We start from the raw sequence: 18,311 nt of genomic DNA, 5'->3' as shown, positions 1-18,311 counted from the left end.
ATGAGCTTCAATACCCCGATTGACTGGAATAGCTGTAGCCCTGAGCAGCAGCGCGAACTGCTGATGCGCCCGGCAATTTCCGCCTCTGAAAGCATCAGCCGTACGGTGGCCGAGATCCTTGAGAACGTCAAAAATAACGGCGACCGGGCGCTGCGTGAATACAGCGCAAAGTTCGATAAAACCGAGGTTGGCGCGCTGCGCGTGACCGAGGAAGAAATCCAGCAAGCCAGCAGTCGCCTGAGCAACGAGCTAAAACAAGCGATGCAGGCGGCGGTGAGAAATATTGATACTTTCCACACCGCGCAGATCCTGCCGCCGGTGGATATCGAAACCCAGCCAGGCGTGCGTTGCCAGCAGGTTACCCGCCCTATCGCTTCCGTGGGCCTGTATATTCCTGGAGGTTCGGCGCCGCTGTTTTCTACCGTATTAATGCTGGCGACCCCGGCGCGCATCGCCGGCTGCAAAAAAGTGGTGCTGTGCTCACCGCCGCCGATTGCCGATGAAATCCTCTACGCCGCGCAGCTGTGTGGCGTAAAAGAGGTGTTTAATGTGGGCGGCGCGCAGGCCATTGCCGCGCTGGCGCTGGGCACCGAATCTATTCCTAAGGTCGATAAAATCTTCGGGCCAGGCAATGCATATGTGACCGAAGCCAAACGCCAGGTCAGCCAGCGTCTTGACGGCGCGGCCATCGACATGCCTGCTGGCCCGTCCGAAGTGCTGGTTATCGCCGATAGCGGCGCGACGCCGGACTTTGTTGCCTCTGACCTGCTTTCTCAGGCAGAACACGGCCCCGACTCGCAGGTTATTCTACTGACGCCAGACGCTACGCTTGCCGAAGGCGTTGCCAAAGCCGTTGAACGCCAGCTCGCTGAGCTTTCCCGCGCTGAGACCGCACGTCAGGCACTCTCCGCCAGCCGCTTAATCGTGGCGAAAGATCTGGCGCAGTGCGTTGAAATCTCCAACGCCTACGGTCCGGAGCACCTAATTATTCAGACCCGCAACGCACGTGAACTGGTTGATGAGATCACCAGCGCCGGTTCGGTGTTCCTCGGCGACTGGTCGCCGGAATCCGCAGGCGACTATGCTTCTGGCACCAACCACGTTCTCCCGACCTACGGCTATACCGCGACCTGCTCAAGCCTTGGGCTGGCTGATTTCCAGAAACGGATGACCGTACAGGAATTAACCCCACAAGGTTTCTCTGCCCTGGCCTCAACCATTGAAATACTGGCCGCTGCTGAACGACTGACTGCCCACAAAAATGCCGTCACCCTGCGCGTTAACGCCCTGAAGGAGCAAGCATGAGCACTGACAACTTTCTCAGCGTCACTGATTTAGCCCGTAAGAATGTTCGCGAATTAACGCCCTATCAGTCTGCCCGTCGTCTCGGCGGTAACGGCGATGTCTGGCTAAACGCGAATGAGTATCCAACCGCCGTTGAGTTCCAGCTCACTCAGCAGACGCTGAACCGCTACCCGGAGTGTCAGCCGAAAGCGGTGATTGAGAATTACGCGCAGTATGCTGGCGTCAAACCGGAGCAGGTGCTGGTCAGCCGCGGCGCAGATGAAGGGATCGAACTGCTGGTGCGCGCGTTTTGTGAACCCGGTAAAGATGCCATTCTCTACTGCCCGCCGACTTACGGCATGTACAGCGTCAGTGCCGAAACGATTGGCGTTGAGTGCCGCACCGTTCCGACCCTTGAGAACTGGCAACTGGATTTGCAAGGCATCGCGGACAAACTTGGTGGCGTGAAGGTAGTCTACGTTTGCAGCCCGAACAACCCAACCGGTCAGCTGATAAACCCGCAGGATCTGCGTTCACTGCTCGAAATGACGCAGGGTAAAGCTATTGTGGTCGCTGATGAGGCCTATATTGAGTTTTGCCCGCAGGCCACGCTGGCAGGCTGGCTGTCTGAGTATCCGCATCTGGTGATATTACGCACGTTGTCCAAAGCGTTTGCGCTCGCCGGTTTACGCTGCGGGTTTACGCTGGCGAACGAAGAGGTTATCAATCTGCTGTTAAAAGTGATTGCCCCTTACCCGCTCTCTACGCCGGTGGCAGATATCGCCGCCCAGGCGCTGACGCCGCAAGGGATTTCCGCCATGCGTAAACGCGTAGAGCAGATCCTAGAAGAGCGTCAGTATCTGGTAGATAACCTGAAAACAATTCGCTGTGTAGAGCAGGTATTCGATTCTGAAACCAACTATGTTCTGGCGCGCTTCACCGCATCAAGTAGCGTATTTAAATCTTTGTGGGATCAGGGCATTATCTTACGAGATCAGAATAAACAACCTTCGTTAAGCGGCTGCCTGCGAATTACTGTCGGAACCCGTGAAGAGAGCCAGCGCGTCATTGACGCCTTACGTGCGGAGCAAGTATGAGCCAGAAGTATCTTTTTATTGACCGTGATGGAACCCTGATTTCCGAACCGCCAAGTGACTTTCAGGTCGATCGCTTTGACAAACTCGCCTTCGAGCCGGAAGTTGTTCCCGTTTTGCTGAAACTGCAAAAAGCAGGTTTTAAGCTGGTTATGATTACTAACCAGGATGGACTCGGAACCCAGAGTTTCCCACAGACTGATTTTGACGGTCCGCATAACCTGATGATGCAAATTTTCACCTCTCAGGGCGTGACGTTTGATGAAGTATTGATCTGCCCGCACCTGCCAGCGGACGAGTGTGATTGCCGTAAGCCAAAAGTGAAGCTGGTTGAACAGTATCTGGTTGAACAGGCCATGGATATGGCGAACAGCTACGTCATTGGCGATCGGGTGACCGATATTCAGCTCGCTGAAAACATGGGCATTAGCGGATTGCGTTACCATCGCGACACCCTAAACTGGGCGATGATCGGCGAGCAGTTGACCAAACGTGACCGCTACGCACACGTTGAGCGTAATACAAAAGAAACGCAGATTGACGTCAAAGTCTGGCTGGACCGCGAAGGCCGCAGCAAAATCAATACTGGCGTTGGCTTCTTTGACCACATGCTGGATCAAATCGCCACCCACGGCGGTTTTCGCATAGAGATTGCCGTCAAGGGCGATCTGTATATAGACGATCACCACACCGTTGAAGATACCGGTCTGGCGCTGGGCGAAGCCTTAAAGCTGGCGTTAGGCGATAAACGCGGCATCAACCGTTTTGGTTTTGTACTGCCGATGGATGAGTGCCTGGCACGTTGCGCGCTGGATATCTCCGGCCGCCCACACCTGGAGTACCGCGCGGAGTTTACCTACCAGCGCGTTGGCGATCTGAGCACGGAGATGATCGAACACTTCTTCCGTTCACTCTCCTACACCATGGGCGTCACCCTGCACCTGAAAACCAAAGGCAAAAATGACCATCACCGTGTGGAGAGCCTGTTTAAAGCCTTTGGCCGTACGCTGCGTCAGGCGATTCGTGTAGAAGGCGACACGCTGCCCTCTTCAAAAGGAGTGCTGTAATGAACGTGGTGATTCTGGACACCGGCTGCGCCAATCTGCACTCGGTAAAATCCGCCGTCGCACGCCATGGATACGACCCGGTTGTCAGCCGTGACCCGGACGTGGTGCTGCGCGCCGATAAACTGTTTCTGCCGGGCGTCGGCACCGCGCAGGCGGCTATGGACCAGTTGCACGAGCGCGAACTGATTGAACTGATTAAAGCCTGTACGCAACCGGTACTGGGGATCTGTTTAGGTATGCAACTGCTGGGCCGTCGCAGCGAAGAGAGTAACGGTGTCTCACTACTGGGCATTATTGAACAGGACGTCCCGAAGATGACCGATTTCGGTCTGCCGCTGCCGCATATGGGCTGGAATCGCGTCTATCCGCAGGCGGGGAACCGTCTGTTCCAGGGCATTGAAGATGGTGCGTATTTCTACTTTGTACACAGCTACGCTATGCCGGTAAACCCGTGGACCATCGCCCAGTGCAATTACGGCGAACCGTTTACCGCGGCAGTACAAAAGGACAATTTCTTTGGCGTACAGTTTCACCCGGAACGTTCGGGCGCGGCTGGGGCACAGTTGCTGAAAAACTTTCTGGAGATGTAATGATTATTCCGGCATTAGATTTAATCGACGGCACGGTGGTGCGTCTTCATCAGGGCGATTACGCTAAGCAACGTGATTACGGCAACGATCCTCTCCCCCGTTTGCAGGATTATGCAGCCCAGGGTGCTGAAGTGCTGCACCTGGTTGATTTAACCGGCGCGAAAGACCCGGCACAGCGCCAGATCCCGCTGATCAAAACGCTGGTCGCTGGCGTCAACGTTCCGGTTCAGGTTGGCGGCGGCGTGCGTACAGAAGCAGACGTGGCGGCGCTTCTTGACGCAGGTGTGGCGCGCGTGGTGGTGGGTTCGACGGCGGTAAAATCCCCCGAGATAGTCAAGAGCTGGTTTGCCCGTTTTGGTGCCGACGCGCTGGTACTGGCGCTGGACGTTCGTATTGACGAGCACGGTAATAAACAGGTTGCGGTCAGTGGCTGGCAGGAAGATTCCGGGGTTTCACTGGAAGAACTGGTTGAGACCTATTTACCCGTCGGCCTGAAGCACGTGCTGTGCACCGATATCTCCCGCGACGGCACGCTGGCCGGCTCAAACGTCGCGCTGTATGAAGAAGTGTGCGCCAAATACCCGCAGGTGGCATTTCAGTCATCTGGCGGCATTGGCGGAATCGAGGACGTAGCGGCCCTGCGCGGGACCGGAGTTCGCGGCGTGATCGTCGGACGCGCCCTGCTGGAAGGAAAGTTCACCGTTGAGGAGGCCATTCAATGCTGGCAAAACGCATAATTCCTTGTCTGGACGTCCGTGACGGGCAGGTGGTAAAAGGCGTCCAGTTCCGCAATCACGAGATTATTGGTGACATCGTCCCGCTGGCAAAACGCTATGCCGATGAAGGCGCAGATGAACTGGTGTTCTATGATATCACCGCTTCCAGCGATGGCCGCGTAGTGGATAAAAGCTGGGTATCACGCGTGGCGGAAGTGATCGATATTCCGTTCTGCGTAGCTGGCGGCATTAAATCCATCGACGATGCGGCGCGCATTCTCTCCTTCGGGGCGGACAAAATCTCCATCAACTCCCCGGCGCTGGCCGAACCGGAGCTTATCACCCGTCTGGCGGACCGCTTCGGCGTGCAGTGCATCGTGGTGGGCATTGATACCTGGTATGACGCCGACACTGGTAAATATCATGTAAATCAGTATACCGGAGATGAAAGCCGTACCCGCGTCACGCAGTGGGAAACACTGGACTGGGTGCAGGAGGTCCAAAAACGCGGCGCGGGCGAAATCGTCCTGAACATGATGAACCAGGACGGCGTACGTAACGGTTATGACCTGGAACAACTGAAAAAAGTACGTGACGTTTGCCACGTCCCGCTGATTGCCTCCGGTGGCGCGGGCACCATGGAACACTTTCTCGAAGCCTTCCGGGATGCCGACGTTGACGGCGCGCTTGCCGCCTCCGTCTTCCACAAACAAATTATCAATATTGGCGAATTAAAAGCGTACCTGGCAACACAGGGCGTGGAGATCAGGATATGTTAACGAAGCAACAATGCCGCGAGCTGGACTGGGAAAAAACCGACGGACTGATGCCAGTCATCGTGCAGCATGCGGTTTCCGGTGAAGTATTGATGCTGGGTTATATGAACCCGGAGGCGCTGGATAAAACGCTCGAAAGCGGCAAAGTAACCTTTTTCTCGCGGACCAAGCAGCGTCTGTGGACCAAAGGAGAGACCTCCGGTCACTTCCTGAACGTGGTGAGCATTGCGCCTGACTGCGACAACGACACCCTGCTGGTGCTGGTTAACCCGATTGGCCCGACCTGCCATAAAGGCACTTCAAGCTGCTTTGGTGACGCCAGCCACCAGTGGCTGTTCCTGTATCAGCTGGAGCAACTGCTGGCCGAACGTAAAACCGCTGACCCAGCCAGCTCCTACACCGCGAAACTGTATGCCAGCGGCACCAAACGCATCGCACAGAAAGTGGGTGAAGAAGGCGTAGAAACCGCGCTGGCCGCGACGGTGAACGACCGTTTTGAGCTGACAAATGAAGCTTCTGATCTCATGTATCACCTGCTGGTGCTGCTGCAGGACCAGGATCTCGACCTGACGACGGTGATTGAGAATTTACGTAAGCGTCATCAGTAAGTTGCAGATATGAAAAAACCGGGCACTGCCCGGTTTTTTGTTGTCAGCTTTAGACTTACTCAGCTTTGGCTTTGTAACCACGCAGAGCATTTCGCCCCAGCACCACGCCTGCACCAATCATCCCACCGAGCAGAACCGCCAGCACGAGGGTAATCACTTTTTTCGGGCTGTCACGACGAATCGGTAACGTTGGTTTCATCACATAGCGGTAGGCGTGTAACTCAGCCCCTTCAAGCTTAAGACTTTCGATATCCAACAGCTTTTGTTTGGTCTGGAAGTAGTTATCAGACAATATCAAAGGGCGTGTAGATTCGTGCTCAATCATGGACTTCAGGGCATCACTACCCAACAGGAACATACTGTCCTGCGTCACATCCTGCGTCTGCTGAATTTGCGGCTTAATCACCCCGGCCTGCTCTGCATAACGCAGCGCTTCCTGAATTTGCTTAATTCGCAGATCTTTTTGCTCCTGAGCGACCACTTCCTGAGTTTTCAGAGAGTCTTGCAACGTGGTTGTTTGCAACTTGATATTATCAACCAGGTCAAGCTCCAGCTCTTTAGCAACCTTTTCATCTGTTTGTTGAATGTATTCGGCGAGCTGACGCTGAGCGTCTTCTGGTGAGCTACCCACATAAGAAACCGCCAACGGCAGCGGTTGGCCTTTAACAGATTGTTCAATTGACAGTTTCTGTGGTTCTTCCTGATTATCAAGCGTTTCAGCCAATGCAGAGAGAGAAGTACTGAAACGACCAACCACGTTTGTCTGCAGTTCAGTAGCCTTGGGGGCGCTGACACCATACAACACATTGAGGGCGTTGTTATATGTGGCGATCTGACCAACATCCGGTTGAGTAATAATGGCTGTTGAGGTCCATTTCTCCTTAACAACTGCCAGATAGCCCACAGCAAGCACTATGGCAATAACAATCGCGATAACGATTGTTACTTTCCCACGCCATAACTGTACCAGTAAATCAATCAGATCAATCTGTTCCGGATCGTGACTGCGCCCGGACATGTTGTTATCACTTACAGACATAGAAACCCTAGATAAGGAAAGACTTAAACTGGGATTAGTTTAGCTATAAATTGAGGCAATGCCATAGGATTAATGATAAAAAAATCAAATTGTTTCAGGGATTTTGATTGGTTTTTCAAACACTACTGGAATACGATACGTTTATAAAGTGGACTGATGCAGACACGCAATGGACGTAGAGACGCGCAAGCCCGCGGCCAGCATGCGCCCTATCCCGTTGACAATATCGGCAATAGTTAACCGATTGAGCTAATGGACTATATCCAGGCTCTGGAAGATGCACTGAGTATTGAAGCGAAGAAAAATATGCTACCGCTACAGCCAGGTGATGTTCTGGAAACCAGCGCGGACACTAAAGCACTGTATGAGGTAATTGGTTTTAAACCTGAAACCACGATAAAAGATAGGGTGAAGAACTTTGTTGGCTGGTACCGTGATTTCTACAAAGTTTGATTACTGGCCTGATTAAAATAAAAAAGGCCTTATATTAAGGCCTTTTTTATGGAGACGAGATTAATCACTACCAAACAAATCGCGGGTATATACTTTTTCTGCAACATCAGCTAATTCTGACACCATGCGGTTAGAAATAATAATGTCTGCTTCATTTTTGAACGTATTAAGATCACGCACTACCCGAGAGTGGAAAAATTCGTCCTCTTCTACGACAGGTTCGTAAATAATCACGGGCACGCCCTTTGCCTTAATGCGCTTCATGATGCCCTGAATGGATGATGCACGGAAATTATCGGAACCGCTTTTCATAATTAAACGGTATACGCCAACTACTTTAGGTTGACGGGCAAGAATAGAGTCTGCAATGAAGTCCTTACGCGTACGGTTAGCATCAACGATTGCGCCAATAATGTTATTCGGCACAGATGCATAATTCGCCAATAGCTGCTTAGTATCTTTCGGTAGACAGTAGCCGCCATAGCCGAATGACGGATTGTTGTAGTGATTACCGATACGGGGATCCAGGCACACGCCTTCAATAATCTGCCGTGAGTTCAGACCTAGGCTTTCGGCATAGCTATCCAGCTCGTTAAAGTAGGCCACACGTAACGCCAGATAGGTGTTAGCAAACAACTTGATGGCTTCGGCTTCAGTCGAGTCAGTAAATAAGGTCGGAATATCTTTCTTCACCGCCCCTTCCAGCAGCAACCCGGCAAAGCGCTCGGCACGTTCAGAACGTTCACCAATAACGATACGGGACGGATGCAGGTTGTCGTATAGAGCTTTACCCTCACGCAGGAATTCAGGGGAGAAGATGATATTATCTGTTCTATATTTTTGACGCATTGATTGAGTAAAACCGACAGGAACTGTCGATTTTATTATCATTATGGCATCTGGATTTATTTCAATAACATCCCGTATGACTGACTCGACACTGCTAGTATCAAAGTAATTAGTTTTAGGATCGTAGTCTGTTGGGGTTGCAATAATGATAAACTCTGCACTCTGATAAGCGTAGTATTTATCTAGTGTAGCTTCGAATTTTATATCTTTTGATTGCAGAAACTGTTCAATTTCTTGATCAACTATCGGAGATATCCTATTATTTAGCATCTCGACACGTGAGGGAACAATGTCCAGAGCAATGACCTTATGATGTTGGGCGATAAGAAGACTATTTGACAGACCAACATACCCAGTACCAGAAATGGTGATTTTCATTTCATGCTCTCAGTATTATCTTAATATTTAATCATGATGCCGTACATCTTGATAAGAGGATAATGTTTTAACTTTTTTTTGAATATCATGTCAACGAAGGTTAAAACAATTAAGATTTTCTTTATCAGATTACGCCAGGAATATTAAGAAAAGATTAAGCAATCAACTTAAATCAATAGAATTTGAGATAAAAAAAAGCCCGGTCAAAAAACCGGGCTAATGTACGTCAGAAGACTTACTCTATCCATTCGGTGTGGAATACACCTTCTTTATCTGTGCGTTTATACGTATGTGCACCAAAGTAGTCACGCTGGGCCTGGATCAGGTTAGCCGGCAGTACCGCAGAACGGTAGCTGTCGTAGTAGGCTACCGCTGCTGAGAAGGTCGGTACCGGAATACCGTTCTGCACAGCATAAGCCACTACATCACGCAGCGCTTGCTGATATTCATCAGCGATATTTTTAAAGTACGGAGCCAGCAGCAGGTTCGCGATGCCTTTGTTTTCAGCATACGCGTCAGTAATTTTCTGCAGGAACTGCGCACGAATAATGCAGCCCGCGCGGAAAATCTTCGCGATTTCGCCGTAGTTCAGATCCCAGTTGTACTCGTCAGACGCGGCACGCAGCTGAGAGAAGCCCTGTGCGTAGGAGACGATCTTGCCCAGGTACAGCGCGCGACGAACTTTTTCAACAAACTCGGCTTTATCACCAGCCAGTTTAGCCTGCGGGCCAGACAGCACTTTAGATGCCGCAACGCGCTGGTCTTTCAAAGAAGAGATGTAGCGCGCGAATACAGACTCGGTGATCAGCGACAGCGGTTCGCCCAGATCCAGAGAACTCTGGCTGGTCCATTTACCGGTACCTTTGTTCGCCGCTTCGTCCAGGATAACATCAACCAGGTATTTACCCTCTTCATCTTTTTTGGTGAAGATGTCTTTGGTGATGTCGATCAGGTAACTGCTCAGCTCGCCTTCATTCCACTCGGTGAAGGTGGTAGCCAGCTCTTCGTTAGACAGGTTCAGGCCGCCTTTCAGCAGGGAATAAGCTTCAGCAATCAGCTGCATGTCGCCGTATTCAATACCGTTATGCACCATCTTCACATAGTGACCTGCACCATCAGCGCCGATGTAGGTTACGCACGGTTCACCATCTTCGGCAACAGCGGCAATCTTGGTCAGGATAGGCGCAACCAGCTCATACGCTTCTTTCTGGCCACCAGGCATGATAGATGGTCCTTTCAGAGCGCCCTCTTCACCGCCGGATACTCCGGTACCGATGAAGTTAAAACCTTCCGCGGACAGTTCACGGTTACGACGGATAGTGTCCTGGAAGAAAGTGTTACCACCATCAATGATGATGTCGCCTTTATCAAGGTACGGCTTCAGGGAATCGATAGCAGCATCAGTTCCCGCCCCTGCTTTTACCATTAACAGGATACGACGTGGGGTTTCAAGAGACTCGACGAACTCTTTCACCGTGTAATAAGGAACCAGTTTCTTACCCGGGTTCTCGGCAACAACTTCTTCAGTTTTCTCGCGGGAGCGGTTGAAGATGGAGACGGTATAACCGCGGCTTTCGATGTTGAGCGCCAGGTTGCGCCCCATCACTGCCATACCGACGACGCCGATCTGTTGCTTGGACATTACATACTCCTGTCAGGTGTGGTCACCGCGCGAGTTGTGCGCGGCTTGAAATGTATATCAAACACTATCACAACTCATTATAAACACATATTATAAAATAGCACATGCTCTGTATAATACTTGGAGGTTATTGCAGTAAAGGTATATTTATTTAAAAGTCATATGACCATTTCTTTTTTTCATAAGATATTTATTGGAACACATCAAGACCAGATAATCGAAAAACATTCGAACTGACCATGCTATTGCAGCTCCGACAAATGAATAGTTAATCATCAAAAAATAAAAAAGCAAAAAATACGGCACAACCTCAAGCAAATGAATTAAAGCCGTAACTTTCGCTTTACCAAAAGCTTGTATTGAACAAAATGGAATTTGAGCGAGAGAATTAAATAAAAAACCCACAAGGAGTATTTTGAGAATAACAGATGGTTCCCCTGCATATTCAGCCCCCATCCAAAGAGTAAGGATAGGTGTTGAAAAAAAAACTCCTACCAGTACTATTGGCAAGCACAACACAAGCATAATCCTCTGGCTTCTTGTATAGATATGATAATAAAAATCAAAAGAATCAGCTTGGCTTAACCTAGGAAAAACCGTCCTAGCAAGAGCACCAGGAAATATAGTTAATCGAGAAATCGCCTCACTAGGGACTGTATATAGCGCCACTGTCCCAGCCCCTAAAAAATAAGATAACACAAAACGATCAAAATATGCCATTACTGGGCTAATAATATTACTTACAGTGATCCAACCACCGAAACCAATCATTCGCAGTAAGGTTTTCTTTTTTACTCTCCAGCCAGCACTTATTATACTCCCCCTGCAAACATAGAAAATAATTATCAACGAGCACAAACGGCCGACCAAGAGCCCAACTATTGCATAAACTAAACTACTGTGCAGTAATATTACAAATAATGCTGGAAGCCCCATCAACAAACTACTGCTAACACTTTTTTGGATATTTAAAGTACCAAACCGTTCATAGCCTTCCAGAATAGAGCACCAAACCTGTGTTAGTAGAAAGAAAGGTAATGTCAGACCAAGAATTTTTATAGAAAGATGAACTTCACTATAGTATTGAGTGCTAACCTTGAGCATAAGCACTATCGTATCAGAGCATAAAATGATGGTAGCAGCTCCAATAATACCTAAAATTGCGACACAAACAGATGATGATGAAATTATATTATTAATTTCATTTTTATCTTTTTTATAAATAGCAATTTCGCGGACAACAGCTCTAGTGAGTCCAGCATCAAAAATACTCGCATAACCGACAATGGCCAAAGCTAACGTAAATATACCAAAGCGTTCAACACCTAAATACCTGGCAAGCAGACCAAGAGCAGGTACTGCGATTAAACTTGGAATCGCGTAACCAGCCAAATTCCAAAGACTATTTTTAATTAAGCTCATGAGAGTCACTCAAAAGAAATAAGCATATATACACCTGAATGATAGCTACACAATAAGTCAACCAGTTACATTTCCTAACTTGGGACGTTTAAAAACATTGTATATAATTGCTGATAGCGCAAGGCTAGGTTTGTCGATATACTTTTCATATGGAATTGATAGCAAAATTGTTATTGCAAAAACCATGGTAGTTTTAATAATAAACGCAACAAACTGAGATTCAACATCAATGCTCACAAATAAAAGAATTGTGATAATAAGGTAGTGAATCAGATAGGCTGGAAATGACACCCCTCCTAAAAATGTGCATATTCTACTAGAGAAAAAAAACTTTAATATATTTGAATTGAATGTCACAACAAAGAATAATGCTGCACCTAGCACATGCCAAAGATTGTGTATTTGCCAAAGATTCCCTATTTCTTGAAATGCGATCACCCTATACCACAATCCTATGTCGACATTATCTCGGGGAGCAGGAAACGAAATAAAGATGAGGGAAACAATTAGCATCATAAATAAAATACATTTTGATTGAACGTTTAAAACATTCCGCCCCCCCTTAATTGAATTCGTTGAAAAATAGCAAGACAACACCCCAAACAAAAACAAAAAATATGATGTCCGAAATGGCTCATATACCAAGGAAAAGGCTAATGCAACAAGAATTAACAGTATTTTTTTATGAAGGCCATGAGTTAAAGCTAGCAACGTAAAAACTAAAAATGATCCAAACAACTCTAATTTCATTGTCCATAAGGGACCATTTATAATATCACTACCGACAAAAAACACATTGTAAAATGCACTATTGAGTACTCTTCCAATGGTAAATGGCTCAACGTTTGCAATATTAAAAAAAGCTAACATATGATAGACAGCCCAAAAAAGCAGCAAAGAAAAAAGCACTGGTCCGAGAAGTCTAAAGTATCTTTTTATTGCTCCTGATACTAAGAATTCAACGTTATTAGTAAGAAAATATTTTTGGGAAAGCACAAAACCGCTTAATATAAAGAAAATATACACAGGAGTAAGTCCACTGTATATAATATTCAAAGGCGATTGCGCAATAACTCTCTTTATTTCACCACTCACCCCAGACTCATTAGTAAACCGCAATGAAGGATAATAGGCATTTACGCAATGATCGATGATTACAATCATGCAGCAAATGCCTCGCAAACCTTCAAGATACCCCAATTTTTTATTACTCTCAGTAGACATTGTTATTACCTTAATTAATTCAACAATTAGGGTTTGTGCTTTTCATTGTTTTTTAATGCGAAGCTATCAAAATAAGCATTTGCTACTGTTTTTAATGACGAAAAGTTACCTGCAAAAATACATTTGAGCGCATAGCCCAATACCAAAATTACGGGTTTATATTTTACAAAAATATTTTCACCATAAGCATAATGGATGTGAAATAAATTCCTCAACATAAAATAACCTTTCCATGATGAAAGATCATTGTTCTGGTTATTTGTTAGCAATCTTGTGCCACGAGCATATTTCAAGCAAATAATTTCATAGCCGTATTTTCTTGCTCTCAAAGAATAATCTAGATCGTCATTAAAAATAAAATAATCAGGGTTTGGATATCCAATGGAATTTATAACTTCACGTGAAATTAGAGGGCCTTCGAATGGAACACCAGAAATCTGCAATGAATCAGGCATTGTATCATTCTCGTAAAAATCAACCACTTTAGTTCTTTTTGGATTAATTAAGTAAGGTGTCGAAAGATCATACTTTACCGGGGACAATTCAGCACATGTACCGTCAAGATTAAATCGAAGCGGCTGAATTATACCTATGTGTTGGTATGATAGCATTACCTCAAGGCAATCTTTTTGTGGGATAAAATCATCATCCATTATCCATAAATGCGAATAGTCGTACTTTTCAGCAATTTTAAATCCAGCATGAAACCCTCCAGCCCCACCTAAATTAGCCCCGGTATTATAATACTCAATATTTATATTATCGTTCCTTAATAATTTAACATAATCCTCAGTACCATCTGAACTGTTATTATCAACAACAATCATCTTTTCAATAGCTACTGATTGAGCTAATATTGCTGCAATAGATTTTTCTAGCAATGATTTCCTATTATACGTAACTATTACCGCCACAACCATTTTTTTCATTCACAAAACTCCTTTTTAACAGCACTGAGTGCTGAAGAAATAACTTGGTGCATATCATAATATTTATATTCAGCCAATCGCCCACCAAATATTACGTTGTTATTTTCTTCATTTAATTTTTTATATTTCGCATACATAGAATTGTTTTTCGAATCATTGATTGGATAGTAGTGTTCATCCCCATCTTCATGATCTTTAGGATACTCTCTCGTTATTACAGTTTTAGGCTGACTGCCAAATTCAAAGTGTTTATGTTCTATAATTCGCGTGTATGGAAATTTTTTATCTATATAGTTAACGACAGCATTCCCCTGAAAATTATCATTATCTATAATTTCATTTTCAAATCGTAAAGATCTATACCCAAGAGCCCCATATATATAATCGTAGAATTTATCAATAGGGCCTGTATAAACAATCTTTTTGGCCTCACTCATTATTTTATTTTTATTTTCAAAGAAATCACAATCAAGTGACACATCAATCCCACTAAGCAATTTATCGATTAGAACATTATATCCCCCAATGGGGATTCCTTGATACTTGTCATTGAAATAATTATTGTCAAACGTAAATCGTACAGGTAGTCGTTTAATAATGAAAGGTGGGAGATCTTCGCAAGATCTTCCCCATTGTTTCTCAGTATACTCTTTAATTAAAGTTTCAAAAATATCTCGTCCCACTAAAGATATTGCTTGTTCAGCTAAATTTGTAGGTTCTTTATTTTTCATTTCCTCACTTTGTTCTGTAATTTTATTTTTTGCCTCTTCTGGTGTTTTGACTCCCCAAAGTTGATAAAATGTATTCATGTTAAATGGCAAATTATATAACTTGCCTTTCGATAAGGCTATCGGTGTATTTGTGTAACGGTTAAACTCAACAAATTTTGTAACATATTTCCATACATCTGCATCATTGGTATGAAAAATGTGTGCGCCATATTTGTGAACATTTATCCCCTCAATATTTTCGCAATAAAGATTTCCACCTACGTGCTTTCTTTTCTCAATAATCTTGACCTTATACCCTCGTTTATTTGCTTCATACGCAAAGACAGAACCAAATAATCCTGCACCAACTATTAAATAGTCATATTTATGTTTTTTCATATAATTTATTTTCCCTTATCGTTCGCGATAAATTTAACTAATTGAGTTGGTACAAATTTCATGACATTTCTTAGGAGAAATATAGTGGTAGAAAATAAGTCAATACTGTAATGCATTTTCCTATTTAGGATGAGCCTATTCGAATTCATAATGTCAATGACATTTTCATCACAAGTTTTATTTTTTAAAAGATTTTTAAAATACAGTATATATATTGTAGCGTAAAAAAAATTAAATGACGGCTCTAAACTTGTATTTTCAAATCGGTTATATAGCACGTTAAAGACATCGAAAGTTGTACTATTTTTATATGTAAACTTACTATTGACTGCAGATCCAGCTCTAAACTTATATTTGTACAAGCAACTCGGAATTGTATTCAACATATCAATTTTACTTAAATATTCAATTATAAATTTTAAGTCTTCACAGTGGTGAACTGTTTCATCAAATAAAATACCCTCGCTTTTAATTATTACAGATGAATATAAGAGAGAGGAAACGTGTGCAGGTATCGTTTTCGTGAAGTACGATTTTAATATATCATCACCAGTCAAAATGTTTCGACTTAAATAATATTTTTTTTCTTTTCCACTTTCATAAATTTTTTCATAGCTAAATAAAATACTTGTTTTCGCTGAAACAACTACTTCATCCAGAGTTTCGAAAATGTATGCATTGTATTCATCATCAGAATCAAGAAAAAGAAGAAAATCGCCTACAGATTCTCTTATTCCGACATTTCTCGCACTAGAGACCCCACCATTTTCCTTATAAATATATTTAACAAAAGGAGTGGCTTTATAAAAATCATGAAAATTTTCATCAGAACCATCATCAATAATGATTAATTCAAAATCGCTTCTCCTATTAGCTATATCTATAAATGTTTCAAGCATTAAACTGAACTCTTGATGAGTATTATAAATTGGCACAATCACACTATATTTCATTTAATTTGACCTATAATCTGTAGAATTTACTTCATAGTACCAATTTAATTTATTCGTTGGATTCAGCGAATCTTTTACGTATCCAGGGATTAATAATCCAATCACACCTATTGCCACAAATAATCTGTCAAGCCGAGGTCTTTTTTCTTTCATATACATTGATAGATAGAATATATATATCGGCGCAAATGAAAAATATAATCTTGTTGCAATCATAGAGTATGATGAAAAGATAATAAGAATAGCGAGAGCAAGGACACAACAATTTGCTAGATATCTAACCTTCAAGAACTGATGAATATATAAAATAGCAACTAACAGGGCCGTTTTTTGTAACAATGACAATATATCTACAGGTTCATTATATACATACATATACTCATGAACAGCTGCATCCCCTCCTTTTAGCTGTAAAAACAATAATGTAAATGATTTAAACACTCCAATATAGGCTAAAATAGATGTAATAAGAAGCAGATAAGTAATCATTTTTTTTACGCTTATTTTTACAATTGACATTAAATAAATTATAAAAATAATTATGCCTGATGAATGTATACTTATTGCTAAAGCTGCGTACACGCACGTTACTAAAAGGGGATGCCGTCTGGGACTATTATATAAGTATGTTAAGTATAAAAAAGTAATTAACTGAACAAGATATTGCCTAATGCCATTGAATGCATATGGAATCAACAACCAGATTATCAATAGCAAAAGTAAAAATATGAATGACAATTCATTATCTATTTTATATTTTACGTATATTAATATCAGAAATGTAACACAGGCAACAAAAATAAAAAGAGTTCTTGCATCTACTGATAGGAAATTTAATCCCTGGACTAATAACAAAAAACCTTTTTCTACATAGTTAGATTCATTAACATGCTTGTAAATATCTATATAAGAGTAGAAGTCTTGCCCTGCTGAACCTTTGAAAAAAAGAAATAAAGTTACTATGCTTATAGAGCTTATAGAAAATATTGACAGATTATTATTTTTATCAATATATAGCTCTATAAAGAAAATCAAAGATATTACATATAAAATAAGGTAATAAACCACATTCACCTCGGAGGGTTTTATTCAAATATCACAATTTGAATCGCCACCATAGTATTTATTATACGCCTTACTGAAGATAGACAATAAACAACTTCCAAATATGTTATCTGGTTCCATTTGATTACCTTCGGCCCATTCATTCCATGATTTTATAATAATAACATTTTGATTATTCCGTTTTGTATGACTCATGACATTTTCAACATGAATTCTAAATGTTTGCTCATTGAAGTCACATAAATATGTACCACGATAACCGTGCCGAGGAGTCGTATCCCAGCCAGAAAATATCACTGCGGTTTCATCACTTTCAAAATCTTTAAATGTTGAAACTAATTTTTTATAACTATATTTCACAGGGCCTATTCTATTAAATCCTATTTTCTTTATGGCCTGTTCTTTTATAAAATTATATAAGTGTTTGTATTTTCTTGACTTAAAATATATAGTGCTATTCAAATAATTGTCAAACCCTAGTTCGGATTTTAATTCAGAGTTTCCGTGTTCAATTATCCAATAGACTCCACCAAAACCATTATTCTTTGCTTCTAAATCAAATACGGACTTAAATGTAACTATATCAGGAATATCTTTTGGCATAAAAATTCCAAATATGGGCTTATTATCAATTTTGAGATAGTTTTCACTTTTAAAATGCTCTAAACACTCAAGGAAATATTCTGTATAGTCCTCTTTACCAAGGTATTTCTGCTTAATTAAAAGTTTCCCTAATGTCTTGTTATACCAACTATGATTTGCCCAAATCAATGCATATTTAAAATTCATTTCCTCCTTTTTTTTAATGAGCATTTCTTTTGGCTTATTTAATATTTTTCGACCTCCACCAAACCAATAATCCCAGATGAAAAAGCCATCGATATTATTTTCTTTAGCCAATTTATATTGATAAGACATAACATCAGCATCTGGTAATGTATATTGTCCTAATGGCATTATAGGGAATCTAATATTTTGGGATTTAAAATACTGTTCAGATCTGTTTAACGCTACCCACTCTGTAAATCCAGTTCCCCACCATTCATTATTTTCCTTTATTTCATGAAACTGAGGCAAATAATATGCCAACACTATGGGTTTTTTCATTTTATT

General features: G+C 43.3%; 17 protein-coding genes and 1 pseudogene. 8 read left to right on the top strand and 10 right to left on the bottom strand.

What is annotated here, in order from left to right:
- Genes hisD through hisIE form a run of 7 tightly spaced genes read left to right on the top strand, consistent with a single transcriptional unit; the run spans position 1 to position 6,135 of the window.
- Positions 1–1,305, top strand: a complete 1,305-nt coding sequence (gene hisD, locus OGY37_RS04020) for a histidinol dehydrogenase (protein WP_286620180.1) — start codon at positions 1–3, stop codon at positions 1,303–1,305.
- Positions 1,302–2,381 carry a histidinol-phosphate transaminase gene (gene hisC, locus OGY37_RS04015; RefSeq protein ID WP_286620178.1) on the top strand — a complete coding sequence of 360 codons (1,080 nt, stop codon included), beginning with the start codon at positions 1,302–1,304 and terminating at the stop codon, positions 2,379–2,381. The genes hisD and hisC overlap by 4 nt, the downstream gene beginning before the upstream one ends.
- Positions 2,378–3,445, top strand: coding sequence for a bifunctional histidinol-phosphatase/imidazoleglycerol-phosphate dehydratase HisB (hisB, locus tag OGY37_RS04010; protein ID WP_286620176.1), 1,068 nt, complete (start codon positions 2,378–2,380; stop codon positions 3,443–3,445). Before hisC ends, hisB begins: the two co-directional genes overlap by 4 nt.
- Positions 3,445–4,035, top strand: a complete 591-nt coding sequence (hisH, locus tag OGY37_RS04005; protein ID WP_001103544.1) for an imidazole glycerol phosphate synthase subunit HisH — start codon at positions 3,445–3,447, stop codon at positions 4,033–4,035. Before hisB ends, hisH begins: the two co-directional genes overlap by 1 nt.
- Entirely contained in the window at positions 4,035–4,772 is a 738-nt protein-coding gene (gene hisA / locus OGY37_RS04000) for a 1-(5-phosphoribosyl)-5-[(5-phosphoribosylamino)methylideneamino]imidazole-4-carboxamide isomerase (protein WP_008785166.1), read from the top strand. The genes hisH and hisA overlap by 1 nt, the downstream gene beginning before the upstream one ends.
- Positions 4,754–5,530, top strand: a complete 777-nt coding sequence (hisF, locus tag OGY37_RS03995; protein WP_000880132.1) for an imidazole glycerol phosphate synthase subunit HisF — start codon at positions 4,754–4,756, stop codon at positions 5,528–5,530. The genes hisA and hisF overlap by 19 nt, the downstream gene beginning before the upstream one ends.
- Positions 5,524–6,135, top strand: a complete 612-nt coding sequence (gene hisIE, locus OGY37_RS03990) for a bifunctional phosphoribosyl-AMP cyclohydrolase/phosphoribosyl-ATP diphosphatase HisIE (protein WP_000956425.1) — start codon at positions 5,524–5,526, stop codon at positions 6,133–6,135. Before hisF ends, hisIE begins: the two co-directional genes overlap by 7 nt.
- 55 nt (positions 6,136–6,190) lie before the next feature.
- Here the strand turns inward: hisIE and wzzB are convergent, their stop codons facing one another.
- The gene (gene wzzB / locus OGY37_RS03985; RefSeq protein ID WP_286615133.1) at positions 6,191–7,174 is read right to left on the bottom strand and encodes an LPS O-antigen chain length determinant protein WzzB; all 984 of its coding nucleotides are present in this window, start codon (positions 7,172–7,174) and stop codon (positions 6,191–6,193) included.
- A 204-nt stretch (positions 7,175–7,378) separates the two neighbouring features.
- On the opposite strand from wzzB, the pseudogene OGY37_RS03980 reads away from it, so the two are divergent.
- Positions 7,379–7,627, top strand: a pseudogene (locus OGY37_RS03980) (protein CapI); the annotation flags it as partial.
- A 60-nt stretch (positions 7,628–7,687) separates the two neighbouring features.
- Here OGY37_RS03980 and ugd read toward each other — a convergent pair.
- The 9 genes from ugd to OGY37_RS03935 form a co-directional block, all read right to left on the bottom strand.
- Complete coding sequence (gene ugd, locus OGY37_RS03975; protein ID WP_191236162.1) at positions 7,688–8,854, bottom strand: UDP-glucose 6-dehydrogenase; 1,167 nt, start codon at positions 8,852–8,854, stop codon at positions 7,688–7,690.
- 235 nt (positions 8,855–9,089) lie between these two features.
- Complete coding sequence (gnd, locus tag OGY37_RS03970) at positions 9,090–10,496, bottom strand: NADP-dependent phosphogluconate dehydrogenase (RefSeq protein WP_286620174.1); 1,407 nt, start codon at positions 10,494–10,496, stop codon at positions 9,090–9,092.
- 147 nt (positions 10,497–10,643) lie between these two features.
- Positions 10,644–11,918 carry a flippase gene (locus OGY37_RS03965; protein WP_286620172.1) on the bottom strand — a complete coding sequence of 425 codons (1,275 nt, stop codon included), beginning with the start codon at positions 11,916–11,918 and terminating at the stop codon, positions 10,644–10,646.
- Between the two features lie 57 nt (positions 11,919–11,975).
- A complete protein-coding gene (locus tag OGY37_RS03960) occupies positions 11,976–13,142 on the bottom strand; it encodes an acyltransferase family protein (RefSeq protein WP_286620170.1) in 1,167 nt (388 codons plus the stop codon).
- A gap of 26 nt (positions 13,143–13,168) precedes the next feature.
- Positions 13,169–14,071, bottom strand: a complete 903-nt coding sequence (locus tag OGY37_RS03955; RefSeq protein ID WP_286620168.1) for a glycosyltransferase — start codon at positions 14,069–14,071, stop codon at positions 13,169–13,171.
- Positions 14,068–15,180 carry a UDP-galactopyranose mutase gene (gene glf / locus OGY37_RS03950; protein ID WP_286620166.1) on the bottom strand — a complete coding sequence of 371 codons (1,113 nt, stop codon included), beginning with the start codon at positions 15,178–15,180 and terminating at the stop codon, positions 14,068–14,070. The genes OGY37_RS03955 and glf overlap by 4 nt, the downstream gene beginning before the upstream one ends.
- A gap of 5 nt (positions 15,181–15,185) precedes the next feature.
- Positions 15,186–16,133 (bottom strand): glycosyltransferase family 2 protein, encoded by a 948-nt coding sequence (locus OGY37_RS03945; protein ID WP_286620164.1) that lies wholly within the window; start codon positions 16,131–16,133, stop codon positions 15,186–15,188.
- Positions 16,134–17,201: an EpsG family protein gene (locus tag OGY37_RS03940; RefSeq protein ID WP_286620162.1), complete on the bottom strand. Its 1,068-nt coding sequence runs from the start codon at positions 17,199–17,201 to the stop codon at positions 16,134–16,136. It lies immediately after the preceding gene.
- A gap of 21 nt (positions 17,202–17,222) precedes the next feature.
- Entirely contained in the window at positions 17,223–18,305 is a 1,083-nt protein-coding gene (locus tag OGY37_RS03935) for a glycosyltransferase WbsX family protein (protein ID WP_286620160.1), read from the bottom strand.
- Between the last annotated feature and the right edge of the window lie 6 nt (positions 18,306–18,311).

The organism is Citrobacter sp. Cpo030 (assembly GCF_030333005.1).
Classification (GTDB): domain Bacteria; phylum Pseudomonadota; class Gammaproteobacteria; order Enterobacterales; family Enterobacteriaceae; genus Citrobacter; species Citrobacter portucalensis.
This window is presented reverse-complemented; position numbering and strand designations above follow the sequence as displayed.